Below are 13,395 nucleotides of genomic sequence, written 5' to 3'. Positions count from 1 at the left end.
GATGCTTGTGATTTTTCAGCAGGGCACTGCCGACGCATCCGGGCAAAAAGGGTCTACGGCGGCATATCGGCGGCGGCAGATATTTCTGAAGGGGCGGCTCCCGAGGAAATCGTCAACGAATGCAAGCCGGCAGTGCTCCCCTGGACTACCCTGTCTTCAGGATGTGCTGCATTGCACATATTCATCGTGCGCAAGGCGCTGTTTCACCCACCCGGGCGACGTAGAATGGCGCCGCCTTTCATGCCTGAAGTAATCGATCATGAGCCGGATCACCTGCGTGTCGAATGCTCGCGCCAAAGTGCTTTGCCGGCTTAGCCTGTTGCTGACATTGCTGGGCTTGTGCACTGCGCATGGCGCCCCTCTGCCCATCGAACTGCACATCCTCGATGCGCCTCCACTGACCTTCGTCGACGACCCCAAGGGGCATGGCATCGTTGGCGATATCGCCATTGAGGCGATGATCCGCGCCGGCTATGCGGTGAAAATCCATGTCTTGCCCTGGGCCCGGGCACAAAAACATGTCAGCGAGGAGGAGGATCACCTGATCGCCCCGCTGTCGCGCATCCCCGTGCGGGAGGATCGCTTTACCTGGATCGCCCCGATCATGTCGATGGAGCGGGCGTTCTTCACCCTCGACCGGCAAGTGGCCAGCTTTGCCCAGGCCAGGGAGACCTTCCGCAAGATCGGTGTCGGCCTGGGAAGCGCCCAGGAGGCGATCCTGCGTGCCGAGGGGTTCGACGACGATCAGATCTACACGCTGACCATCGGCGACAACCCCGCTCAGATGCTCCTGATGGGACGCATCGATGCCTGGTTCAACGGCGTCCCGGAAAGCCGCTACATCTGGCCCAAGGTGTCCGACCGCAAGCTTTTGATGAGCTCGGTGGGCAGCAGCGCCGACATCTACCTGGCCTGCTCCAGGAAGTGCTCGGCCAAGATGGTGAGAGACTTGCGCCAGGCCGTCGAAGCGATGCGCCAGGACGGCACCTTCAGCCGTGTACAGGCGATCTATCAGCCCCGGTAATGCCTGCGGGACCGAAGCCAGGCTTATATCATTCCGGATGATAGTTATCTTTGCTTCATTCGATTCGTTCCGTTGCATCCCGCCACGCATCATCCGCCCATTCTCAATACATTGGCGGAGCTATCCATGGAACATTCACTTTCAAAATTGCGTTTTCCCCTCGCACTGTTGGCAGTGCTGGTGATAAGCGCCTGTGGCAAGACTCCCGATACCGCGGCTTCCATGCCGGCCGCCAAGGTGAGTGTGGCCAAGGTGCTGGAACAACCGGTCAACGAATGGGACGAGTTCACCGGACGCCTCGAGGCACCGGAGACTGTCGAGATTCGTCCGCGGGTTTCCGGTCAGATCGACGAAGTGGCCTTCACCGAAGGCGCGCTGGTCAAGAAAGGCGACCTGTTATTCCAGATCGATCCTCGTCCCTTCCAGGCCGAAGTCCGGCGCCTCGAGGCCCAGCTGGCCCAGGCCCGCGCCACGGCCACCCGTAGCGAGAACGAAGCCCAGCGTGGCGAACGCCTGCGTCAGAGCAATGCCATTTCCGCCGAGCTGGCTGACTCGCGCACCAGTGCCGCCGCCGAGGCCCGTGCCGCCGCAGCGGCCATCCAGGCGCAACTGGACCTGGCCAAGCTGAACCTGAGCTTCACCCGCGTCACCGCGCCCATCAGCGGCCGCGTCAGCCGGGCGGAAATCACCGCCGGCAACCTGGTCACCGCCGACGTCACCCGGCTCACCAGCGTGGTTTCCACCGACAAGGTGTATGCCTACTTCGACGCCGACGAGCGAGTCTTCCTCAAATACACCCAACTTGCCCGCCAGGGCCAGCGCGGCCAGGCCACGCCGGTCTACATGGGCTTGTCCAACGAGGACGGCAACCCGCACCTGGGCCAGATGAACTTCATCGACAACCAGGTCAACCCGCAGACCGGCACCATCCGCGGTCGCGCCGTGTTCGACAACAAGGACGGCGCCTATACCCCAGGCCTCTATGCCCGGCTCAAGCTGGTGGGCAGCGGCACCTACTCCGCCGTGCTGATCAACGACGAAGCCGTGGGCACCGACCTGGGCAAGAAATTCGTCCTGGTGATGGATGCCGACAACAAGCCTGCGTATCGCGCCGTCGAGCTCGGACCGAAGATCGAAGGCCTGCGCATCGTGCGCAACGGCCTGAGCAAGGACGACACCATCATCGTCAAGGGCTTGCAGCGGGTTCGCCCGGGATCGCCGGTCACACCTGAAACCATACCGATGGCCAGCGAAGAAACCCTCGCCGCCCTGGCGCAACATCGCAAAGCGCTCGAAGCCAGCAATCTGCCCCAGGTCGCGCCGTCCAAGGCGACAAACGGAACGGCGGGCAAACTGGCCGCTGCGACTCCACGCGGTTAAGGAACTGAACCAAGATGAAATTTTCCCAGTTCTTCATTTCACGGCCGATCTTCGCAGCGGTACTGTCGCTGCTGATCCTGATCGCCGGCGCCATTTCGCTGTTCCAGTTGCCGATCAGCGAATACCCTGAAGTCGTGCCGCCGACCGTGGTGGTGCGGGCCAACTTCCCGGGCGCCAACCCCAAGGTCATCGGCGAAACCGTGGCCGCTCCCCTGGAGCAGGCCATCACTGGTGTCGAGAACATGCTCTACATGTCCTCACAGTCCACCGCCGACGGCAAGATCACCCTGACCATCACCTTCGCCCTGGGCACCGACCTGGACAACGCCCAGGTGCAGGTGCAGAACCGCGTCACCCGGACCGAGCCCAAGCTGCCGGAAGAAGTGACCCGGATCGGCATCACGGTGGACAAGGCTTCGCCCGACCTGACGATGGTCGTGCACCTGACCTCGCCGGACAAACGCTACGACATGCTCTACCTGTCCAACTATGCCCTGCTCAACATCAAGGACGAGCTGGCACGCCTGGGCGGCGTGGGTGACGTGCAACTGTTCGGCATGGGTGACTACTCCCTGCGGGTCTGGCTGGATCCGAACAAGACCGCCTCGCGCAACCTGACCGCCACCGACGTGGTCACCGCGATCCGCGAACAGAACCGCCAGGTGGCCGCCGGTGCCCTGGGCGCTCCGCCAGCCCCCAACGCCACGGCCTTCCAGCTTTCGGTCAACACCCAGGGGCGCCTGGTGACCGAGGAAGAGTTCGAGAACATCATCATTCGCTCCGGCGAGAACGGAGAGATCACTCGCCTGAGAGACATCGCGCGGGTGGAACTGGGCTCCAGCCAATACGCCCTGCGCTCGCTGCTGGACAACCAGCCGGCGGTGGCCATCCCGATCTTCCAGCGGCCAGGCTCCAACGCCATCCAGATTTCCAACGATGTTCGCGCCAAGATGGACGAATTGAAGAAGGGCTTCCCCGCCGGGATGGACTACAGCATCGTCTATGACCCGACGATCTTCGTGCGCGGCTCCATCGAAGCGGTAGTCCATACCCTCTTCGAAGCGCTGATCCTCGTGGTGCTGGTGGTGATCCTGTTCCTGCAGACCTGGCGCGCCTCGATCATCCCTCTGGTGGCGGTACCGGTGTCGCTGATCGGTACGTTCGCCGTGATGCATCTATTCGGCTTCTCGCTGAACGCGCTCTCGCTATTCGGCCTGGTACTGGCCATCGGTATCGTGGTGGACGACGCCATCGTGGTGGTGGAGAACGTCGAACGGAACATCGGCCTGGGCCTCACGCCCGTGGAGGCCACCAAACGCGCCATGGGCGAAGTGACCGGTCCGATCATCGCCACGGCCTTGGTACTGTGTGCGGTCTTCGTTCCCGCGGCGTTCATCAGCGGCCTGACCGGGCAGTTCTATAAGCAGTTCGCCCTGACCATCGCCATCTCCACGGTGATCTCGGCGTTCAACTCCCTGACCCTGTCACCGGCCCTGGCAGCGGTACTGCTCAAGAGCCACGACGCGCCCAAGGACCGTTTCTCCAGGTTCCTGGACCGCATCCTCGGCAGCTGGCTGTTCCGCCCGTTCAACCGCTTTTTCGACCGTGCCAGCCACAGCTACGTGGGCGCCGTGGGCCGCGTGATCCGCAGCAGCGGCATCGCCCTGTTCGTCTACGCCGGCCTGATGGTGCTGACGTTCTTCGGTTTCTCCAGCACGCCCACCGGTTTCGTGCCAGGCCAGGACAAGCAGTACCTGGTGGCCTTCGCGCAACTGCCGGATGCCGCGAGCCTGGACCGCACCGAAGATGTGATCAAGCGCATGTCCGACCTGGCCCTCAAGCAACCCGGCGTCGAAAGCGCGGTGGCCTTCCCTGGCCTGTCGATCAACGGGTTCACCAACAGCCCCAATGCCGGCATCGTGTTCGTGACCCTCAAGCCTTTCGACGAGCGCAAGGACCCGAGCCAGTCGGCCGGTGCCATTGCCGGCGCCTTGAACGGGCAGTACTCGGAAATCCAGGAAGCCTATATGGCGATCTTCCCGCCGCCGCCGGTACAGGGGCTGGGTACGATCGGCGGTTTCCGCCTGCAGATCGAGGACCGGGGCAACCTCGGTTACGACGAGCTGTACAAGGAAACCATGAACATCATCACCAAGAGCCGCAGCGTGCCGGAACTGGCCGGCCTGTTCACCAGCTACACCGTGAACGTGCCCCAGGTCGACGCCGCCATCGACCGTGAGAAAGCCAAGACCCACGGCGTGGCCGTCAGCGACATCTTCGACACCCTGCAGATCTACCTGGGTTCGCTGTATGCCAACGACTTCAACCGCTTCGGCCGTACCTACCAGGTCAACGTCCAGGCCGAGCAGCAGTTCCGTCTCGAATCGGACCAGATCGGCCAGCTCAAGGTGCGCAACAACCGTGGGGAGATGATTCCACTGGCCACCTTTATCAAGGTCAGCGATACCTCGGGGCCGGACCGCGTGATGCACTACAACGGTTTCATCACTGCGGAAATCAACGGCGCGGCCGCACCGGGCTACAGCTCCGGCCAGGCGGAAAAGGCCATCGAGAAACTGCTCAAGGAAGAACTGCCCAACGGCATGACCTACGAGTGGACCGACCTGACCTACCAGCAGATCCTCTCGGGCAACACCGCGCTGTTCGTGTTCCCGCTCTGCGTGCTGCTGGCGTTCCTGGTGCTCGCGGCGCAGTACGAAAGCTGGAGCCTGCCGCTGGCGGTGATCCTGATCGTACCGATGACCCTGCTGTCGGCCATTACCGGAGTGATCCTGTCCGGTGGCGACAACAACATCTTTACCCAGATCGGCTTGATCGTACTGGTGGGGCTTGCATGCAAGAACGCGATTCTGATCGTCGAGTTCGCCAAGGATAAACAGCTGGAAGGCATGAACCCGCTGGCGGCGGTCCTGGAAGCCTGCCGTCTGCGTCTGCGGCCGATCCTGATGACCTCCTTCGCCTTCATCATGGGCGTGGTGCCCCTGGTGTTCTCCAGCGGCGCCGGCGCGGAAATGCGTCATGCCATGGGTGTGGCGGTGTTCTCCGGGATGCTGGGCGTAACCTTCTTCGGCCTGCTGCTCACGCCGGTGTTCTATGTACTGATCCGCAACTTCGTCGAACGCAGCGAGGCCCGCAAGGCGGCCCGGGCTTTGAAACTGGAGGCGCAACAATGAGTTTGAAAGCGTTCGTTCCGAGCTTGCTGGCCCTGGCGCTCAGCGCCTGCGCGGTGGGCCCGGACTACAAGGCACCACAGACCGAGGCGGCGAATATCATCACCGCCACCGAAGGTGCCGCCGGCCAGAAGAACTTCGACCGGGCCCGTTTCGAAGGCATCTGGTGGCAGCAATTCGATGACCCGACACTCAATGCGCTGGTGAGCCGGTCCCTGGAAGGCAACCGCGAGCTGCGCGTAGCGTTCGCCCGCCTGCGGGCAGCCCGGGCGATTCGCGATGACGCCAGCAACGACGTCATGCCGACCATCACCAGCCGAGCCAGCAGCAACCTGGGTAAGGGCCAGATTCCCGGGCAAACCACCGACCGGGTCAATACCGAGCGCTATGACCTGGGCCTGGACATGGCCTGGGAGCTGGACCTGTTCGGACGCATCCAGCGCAACCTGGAAGCCACCGATGCCGACCAGCAGGCCGCCGAAGCCGACCTCTATCAGCTGCAGGTGACCATGATCGCCGAGTTGGTGGACGCCTATGGGCAACTGCGCGGCGCTCAACTGCGGGAAAAAATCGCCCTGGCGAACCTCGAGAACCAGCAAGCCTCACGCAAGATCACCGAAAGCCTGCGCGATGCCGGCGTCGGCGATCAGCTCGACGTGGTACGCGCCGATGCGCGCCTGGCCTCGGTGGAAGCCAGCGTGCCGCAGCTGCAGGCCGAGCAGGTCCGCCAACGCAACCGCATCGCCACCTTGCTGGGCGAACGCCCGGACAAGCTGAGCGTCGACCTGAGCCCCAAGGAGCTGCCCGCCATCGCCAAGGCCCTGCCCATCGGCGATCCGGGTGAGCTGCTGCAACGGCGTCCGGACATCCTGAGCGCCGAACGCCAGCTGGCGGCTGCCACGGCGCGCATCGGCGTCGCCAAGGCCGACCTGTTCCCTCGGGTCAGCCTGAGCGGTTTCCTCGGCTTTACCGCCGGGCGCGGCTCGCAGATCGGCTCCTCGGCGGCCAACGCCTGGGCATTGGGGCCGAGCATTACCTGGGCCGCCTTCGACCTGGGCAGCGTGCGGGCCCGCCTGCGCGGTGCCAATGCCGAAGCGGAAGGCGCCCTGGCGTCCTACGAACAGCAAGTGCTGCTGGCCCTGGAGGAATCGGAAAACGCATTCAGCGACTACGGCAAGCGCCAGCAACGCCTGATCTCGCTGATTCGCCAGAGCGAATCGAGCCGCGCCGCCGCCGACCTGGCCGAAATCCGCTATCGCGAAGGCACCGTGGACTTCCTCGTGCTCCTCGACGCCCAGCGTGAACGCCTGGCCGCCGAAGACACCCAGGCCCAGGCCGAAGTGGATCTGTATCGCGGCATCGTCGCGATCTACAAGGCCCTGGGCGGTGGCTGGCAACCGGAAACCGTCGCCAGCAACTGACCGATCCCGGCCGACAGAGCTCCTTTGGTTGGCCGCAACCAACCAAATATTGGCCTCGTATCCCATCTGGATGCGGGGCTTTTTTTTGGTTCTTCACCGATTGCCTGGCCGCCCTCCTTTGCCCCTACGCGCCGGCGCCGTCACACCGACGGCCCGAACACGATCGCACAGGCCGAAGCCCACGAATAATGGCGAAATGGCACAGGGTTTGACTCAGGCTCTTGCCTGGTCGAAGCTTGCGACATTTCACGCTACCTGGTCATGGATTTCCTGTATGCCCTCGCTTCGCCGCTATGCGCTTATCAGCCTGCTCGTGCTATTGGTCATCGTTGTGGGCACCCTGTGGCTGCGCAGCACCACCCCGCAGATCCCGGAAGCGGTCAAGCGTGGCTACAGCGAGGCGCTGGAACAGGCGCGCAACGGCCAGCCTGGCGCGGCACGGATGCTATACCAGCAACTGGGTCGCCCTGACCTGTCGCCCAAGCGCCGGGTATGGCTGCACGCCGAGCTGCCCAACTACCCAAGCCCCCAGGCCCTGAAACTGGCGGATGCGGACCTGCACAGCGAATCGGCGGACGTGCGTCGGGCAGCCATCGGCAGCATCGTCGGGCTGGTGCCGGCGAACCAGCGCACCCTGCTGCTGGGGCCATTGCTCGAGGACAACGAGCCTGAAGTACGGTTTGCCGCCGTGAATGCACTGCTGGGCCTGTCACCCGATGACCTGGGCTTGTATTTCGGTGCCATGCAGCTGGCCATCGACACTTGGAAACAGGTGCTCCAGGACGGCCCGCTCACCAGTGAATCCCTGTATCAGCTCGCCCGCCTTTACCTGCACAACGCCCAGCTGGACAAGGCCCGACAAGCCTTGGAGCAGGCCTTGAAGCTCAAGCCGGACAACCTGCCGGCACTGGTCATGCAGGTCGAAGTGCTGGACAAACTGGGCCAGGGCGATGCCGCGCGCAAATTGCTCGCCCGAGAGTTGCAAGCCCAGCCGGAATCGGCTTATCTGCAACATGCGCTGGGCATGTGGTTGCTGCAGCATGGCCAGACCGAATACGCCGTGCTCGGCTTGGCGAAAGCGGTGGAACTGGAGCCGGAAAACCGTCATTACCGTTATGACCTCGCCACCACTCTTCACGCCGAGAATGAGGTGGAAGCGGCGCAAAAGCAGTTGCAGGAGATCGTCCAGCGCTACCCCGCCGACCGCAAGGCGCGGGTCCTGCTGATCAATTACTGGAAGGAAACCGGTCAGTTGCAGCATGTCCAGGTTCTGTTGGCGAAACTGGAACAACTGAACCCCGACGACCCGGCGTTGCAGCAGGCGTGGTGAGGGTGCAAGCCATGATTCCCTGGCGGGCGATCGGGTGATGTCCGACAGCCGGAAACACCGAATCAAGGCTCGAAGTCGTCGACAGTGTCACACAAGCAAGCAGAGGAAGCGGAACCGCTATCGCCGCCAACGGTCAAGTAATGAGGCGGTTCATTTCAGGCTCTACCCGGCCTGCCGCCCACTTCCCTGGTCATGAGAGGGCTCTTTTTGTCTACATCCAACGAGTTGATCAGCGCAAAAGCCGCTACCGGCATTGAAGGGCTGGACGATGTCCTTTGCGGTGGCCTGTCCCGCGGTCATGTGTTCCTGCTTGAAGGGGAACCGGGGACCGGCAAAACCACGGTCGCCTTGCATTTCCTGCTGGCGGGCGCCCGGGCCGGCGAGCGATCCTTGTACATCACCCTATCGGAAACCGAACGGGAACTGCGTCAGGGTGCCGCCTCCCACGGCTGGGAGATGGATGACAACATTGTCATTTTCGAGCTGACCCCGCCAGAAAGCCTGCTCAACGCCGAGCACCAGCAAAGCCTGCTGTATTCTTCGGACCTCGAGCTGGGGGAAGCCACCCGGCAAATCTTCGAAGTGGTGGAACGGGTCAAGCCGACCCGGGTGGTGCTCGACAGCCTGTCGGAGATCCGCCTGCTGGCCCAGAGTTCGTTGCGCTATCGCCGCCAGATCCTGGCGATCAAGCATTACTTCGTGCGCTACGACGCCACGGTGCTTTTGCTCGACGACCTTACCACCGAGTCCCTGGACAAGACCGTCCACAGCGTTGCCCACGGGGTGATTCGCCTGGAAGAACTGACCCCCACCTATGGCGCCGAGCGACGCCGGATCCGGGTGGTCAAGTATCGCGGACAGAAGTACCGCGGCGGTTACCATGATTTCACCATCATGACCGACGGCGTGCACGTCTTCCCACGACTGGTGGCCGCCGAACACCGCGGGCAATACAACCGCCGGCAACTCTCCAGCGGCATCGCACAAATGGACGCCTTGCTGGGCGGCGGTATCGAAACCGGTTCCAGCACCTTGATCCTGGGCCCGGCAGGTACCGGCAAATCGCTGATTGCGCTAATCTTCGCTGCAGCCGCGGTGAATCGTGGCGAGCACGCCGCGCTATTCATCTTCGACGAGGAACTGGGCCTGTTGTACGAGCGGATGAAAAACATCGGCATCGACCTGCAGGCACTCCAGGACACCGGCAGGTTATTGATCGACCAGGTGGACGCCGCCGAACTGTCTCCCGGCGAGTTCTCTCACCGAGTGCGTCGTTGCGTCGATGACGGCAACATCAAGACCGTGGTGATCGACAGCATCAACGGCTATCAGGCAGCCATGCCGGAGGAAAATGCCCTGGTGCTGCATATGCATGAGCTGCTGCTCTACCTCAACCGCAAGGGCGCGGCGACCTACATGACCGTCGCGCAACACGGCCTGGTGGGCGACATGCAGGCGCCGGTGGACATCACTTACCTGGCCGACACGGTGATCCTGCTGCGTTACTTCGAAGCGCTGGGCAAGGTTCGCCGAGCGATCTCCATCATCAAGAAACGCACCGGCAGCCATGAGTCCACCATCCGCGAATACCGTATCGGCAACCAGGGCATGACCATCGGCGAGCCGCTGGAGGCCTTCCAGGGTGTATTGCGCGGTGTGCCAACCTACATGGGAGCGGACAATCCGTTGCTCAAGGACGATATCCAGTGACGTTAGCGGAACCCTTGTCCGAGCGGGCGTTGATCCTCGCCCCGCTGGGAAGGGACAGTCAGATTGCCTTGATGATCCTCAATGAAGCCGGTTTTGCCGGCCTCATCTGCCGTCATCTGGGGCAATTGTGCGAAGAATTGGAGAAAGGCGCCGGCTTGTTGGTGATTTCCTCGGAGGCCCTGGTGGGGCCGGACCTGGAGACGCTGTTCCTGCAGATCGAACAACAGCCCGCCTGGTCCGACCTGCCCATCGTCCTGCTGACCCATCACGGTGGCCCGGAACAGAACCCGGCGGCACGCATCGGCGTGCAGCTGGGCAACGTGACCTTCCTGGAACGCCCTTTCCACCCCGTGACCCTGGTCAGCCTGGTGACCACCGCCCTGCGTGGCCGCCGAAGGCAATACGAAGCCCGGGACCGCCTGATCGACCTCAGCAACAGTGAATTGCGCCTGCAAAATACCCTCGAAACCCTCGAGCAGCAGGTAGAGGAACGTACCGCACAACTGCGCCACAACGAAGAAGCCCTGCGCCAGTCACAGAAAATGGAAGCGGTGGGCCAGCTCACCGGCGGCATCGCCCACGACTTCAACAACATGCTCACCGGCATCATCGGCAGCCTGGAGCTGCTGCGTCGCCGCCTCGCCCGCGGCCGCACCGAAGACCTGGACAGCCTGATCGACCTGGGCGTGACCTCCGCCAACCGCGCCGCCGGCCTGACCCATCGCCTGCTGGCTTTCTCGCGTCGCCAATCGCTGGACCCCAAGGCCGTACAGATGAACACCCTCGTACTGTCCATGGGAGAACTGTTGCAACGCAGCCTCAACGAAAGCATCCGGCTGGACATGCAACTGGACAATCAACTGTGGATCGCCGAAGCCGACCCCAATCAATTGGAAAGCGCCCTGCTCAACCTGGTGCTCAACGCCCGGGACGCCATGCCCGATGGCGGTAAACTCGTGGTGCAGACCTACAACCAGTACCTGGATACCGGGTTCACCGACGCCTACACCAACCTCGAACCCGGCGACTACGTGGTATTGAGCGTCCAGGACACCGGTTGCGGGATGCCCGAGGCGGTCGTCAGTCGCGCCTTCGACCCCTTTTTCACCACCAAACCCATCGGCCAGGGTACCGGGCTGGGCCTGTCGATGATCTATGGCTTCAGCAAGCAATCCCACGGCCATGTGACCATCGACAGCGTTGTCGGCCAGGGCACCACGGTCAACCTGTACCTGCCGCGCTTCAAGGGTGAAGAGGTGCAAGAGCCCAAGGTCGATGCCCAGCACACCCCCCATGCCCAGGATGGCGAGACCGTGCTGATCGTCGAAGACGATCCGGCGGTTCGGGTGCTGGTCAGCGCGGTACTGAGTGAATTGGGCTATACGTTCCTCGAAGCTGCCGACGCCAATGGCGCGATACCGATTCTCCAATCAGACCAGCGCATCGATCTGCTGGTCAGCGACGTGGGCCTGCCGGGCATGAACGGGCGGCAACTGGCGGAAATCGGCCGGCAGATACGCCCGGACCTGCGGGTGCTGTTCATCACCGGTTACGCCGAACATGCCGCGGTAAGGGGTGGTTTCCTCGATCCGGGCATGCAGATGATCACCAAGCCGTTCACCTTCGACTTGCTGACCGCCAAGGTACGGGAAATGATCCGGGCCTGAGCGGCCCGGACTTACCGGCGATGCATGAAGATCAGGACAGCATGGTGCGCATGATGGCCTGCAGCTCATCCAGCTTGAAGGGTTTGCCCAGGATGGGGGCCGTGCGGGTGATGGGACTGTCGGTTTCCTGGATCTCTGCGGCATACCCGCTGATGAAGATCACCTTCAGGTCAGGGCGCAACCTGACGGCAGGCTCGGCGATCTGTACCCCGGAAATGACGCCTGGCAGACGAAAATCAGTGATCATCATGTCCAGATGGGGCTTGCTTGCCAGGATCTCGAAGGCCTTTTCACCGTTCTCGGCCTCCAGCACCCGATACCCTTCGCCCGACAGGTAGGCGGACAACACCGTCATGATCGACGGGTCGTCCTCGACGATCAGTACAACATCTTGCGCATCTTCACTCATGAGAAGCCTTTGTTCGATCAATAGCTGCTGATACGACCGTAGGGTCACTCAGAGGTTGCGTCGGCCCGACAGTTTTCTGCAGGGGCAGACAAACGCGAAACAAGGCCCCTTCGTTGAGGCGGCTGTCGACCGTGATGGTGCCACCGTGGGCGGTCACGATCTGCTCGGAAATGAACAGCCCCAGCCCCAGGCCGGCGGAGACAGCCTTGGACGTCACCCGCTCGAACTGCTGGAAGATGCGCTTCTGGTTCTCTTCGCTGATGCCGATGCCGCGGTCCTGGACTTCGACGCAGGCATGCTCAGGCGTCTTGTAGACACGCACGTCGATGGGACCTTTGCCGCCATAGCGCAACGCGTTGGTCAAAAGGTTCGACACCACCTGTTCGATCCTGAACTCATCCCAATGGCCTTCCACCGAGGGTTCGGCGGTGTAGGTCAACGAGCATTCAGCCGCCATGAGCTGCGGCTGGAAGTTGCGCAGCAGGTTTTCCACCAGCGTGCCCAGGTTGAAACGAGTCGGACGGATGGACAGTTTTCCGGTACGAATCCGCGACACATCCAGCATGTCTTCGATCAGGCGGATCAAGCTCTTGATCTGACGCTCGTCGCGCTCGACCATCGCCCTCACCTTGTCCAGGCTGAATGCCGCGGCATTGTCCCGGGCCAGGTGCATCTTGCGCAGTTGAGTCTCCAGGATCAGGCCATTGAGGGGCGTACGCACCTCATGGGCCACGATGGACATGAAATCGTCACGCATGCGCACCGCCTGTTCGAGTTCGCCGCGGGTGGCCTGCAACTGCTGCAGCAGGACTTCCTGTTCCCGGCGACTCTCTTGCAGGGCAACGACCTGCTCCTTAACAGCCTTTTTCTGGCGATAAAGCTCCACGAACACGTTGACCTTGCTTCTGACGGCATGGGTGTCCAATGGTTTGTGCAGGAAATCCACCGCGCCGTTCTCATAGCCGGTGAACGCATAGTTACGCTCACGACCGGCGGCGCTGACGAAAATGATGGGAATGCTGCGGGTCTTCTCCGTGCCGCGCATCAGTTCGGCCAGTTCGAAGCCGTTCATCTCCGGCATCTGCACATCGATAATCGCCAATGCGAAGTCGTGTTGCAGCAGCAGGGACAGCGCCTGGTCAGCCGACAGCGCCTTGAAGACCTCGCGGTTGTCCCCCTTGATCAGCGCCTCCAGAGCCAACAGATTTTCCGGCAGATCGTCGACGATCAGCAGTTTGGCTTGAATCTCTCTTGGCATCTCGT

At 62.4% G+C, this 13,395-nt stretch carries 9 protein-coding genes; 7 read left to right on the top strand and 2 right to left on the bottom strand.

All coding sequences use genetic code 11. The annotated features are described in order from the left end of the window. Positions 1-259: 259 nt before the first annotated feature. The 7 genes from AC1M7R_RS23545 to AC1M7R_RS23515 all read left to right on the top strand — a co-directional run bounded on the left by AC1M7R_RS23545 (position 260) and on the right by AC1M7R_RS23515 (position 11,723). A complete protein-coding gene (locus tag AC1M7R_RS23545) occupies positions 260-1,024 on the top strand; it encodes a substrate-binding periplasmic protein (RefSeq protein ID WP_072459210.1) in 765 nt (254 codons plus the stop codon). Between the two features lie 126 nt (positions 1,025-1,150). Continuing rightward, on the top strand, positions 1,151-2,404 hold the full coding sequence (gene mexE / locus AC1M7R_RS23540) for a multidrug efflux RND transporter periplasmic adaptor subunit MexE (protein WP_072391198.1): 1,254 nt from the start codon (positions 1,151-1,153) through the stop codon (positions 2,402-2,404). Positions 2,405-2,418: 14 nt separating this feature from the next. Next, a complete protein-coding gene (locus tag AC1M7R_RS23535) occupies positions 2,419-5,598 on the top strand; it encodes an efflux RND transporter permease subunit (protein WP_072391195.1) in 3,180 nt (1,059 codons plus the stop codon). Then, on the top strand, positions 5,595-7,016 hold the full coding sequence (locus tag AC1M7R_RS23530; protein ID WP_072431100.1) for an efflux transporter outer membrane subunit: 1,422 nt from the start codon (positions 5,595-5,597) through the stop codon (positions 7,014-7,016). The genes AC1M7R_RS23535 and AC1M7R_RS23530 overlap by 4 nt, the downstream gene beginning before the upstream one ends. 274 nt (positions 7,017-7,290) lie before the next feature. Further along, entirely contained in the window at positions 7,291-8,346 is a 1,056-nt protein-coding gene (locus AC1M7R_RS23525) for a tetratricopeptide repeat protein (RefSeq protein WP_072391190.1), read from the top strand. A 207-nt stretch (positions 8,347-8,553) separates the two neighbouring features. After that, positions 8,554-10,056 carry an ATPase domain-containing protein gene (locus AC1M7R_RS23520; RefSeq protein ID WP_072391187.1) on the top strand — a complete coding sequence of 501 codons (1,503 nt, stop codon included), beginning with the start codon at positions 8,554-8,556 and terminating at the stop codon, positions 10,054-10,056. Then, a complete protein-coding gene (locus AC1M7R_RS23515; RefSeq protein WP_072431102.1) occupies positions 10,053-11,723 on the top strand; it encodes a response regulator in 1,671 nt (556 codons plus the stop codon). The genes AC1M7R_RS23520 and AC1M7R_RS23515 overlap by 4 nt, the downstream gene beginning before the upstream one ends. Positions 11,724-11,754: 31 nt before the next feature. Here the strand turns inward: AC1M7R_RS23515 and AC1M7R_RS23510 are convergent, their stop codons facing one another. Together AC1M7R_RS23510 and AC1M7R_RS23505 are read right to left on the bottom strand one after the other, a co-directional pair. Continuing rightward, a complete protein-coding gene (locus tag AC1M7R_RS23510; RefSeq protein ID WP_490609957.1) occupies positions 11,755-12,132 on the bottom strand; it encodes a response regulator in 378 nt (125 codons plus the stop codon). Continuing rightward, on the bottom strand, positions 12,125-13,390 hold the full coding sequence (locus AC1M7R_RS23505) for a hybrid sensor histidine kinase/response regulator (protein ID WP_072431151.1): 1,266 nt from the start codon (positions 13,388-13,390) through the stop codon (positions 12,125-12,127). Before AC1M7R_RS23505 ends, AC1M7R_RS23510 begins: the two co-directional genes overlap by 8 nt. Positions 13,391-13,395: the final 5 nt, after the last annotated feature.

The sequence above is a fragment of the Pseudomonas sp. MS01C9 genome (assembly GCF_058202755.1).
Note: the sequence above shows the minus strand (reverse complement) of the source record. Positions and strands in the feature narration are given on the sequence as shown.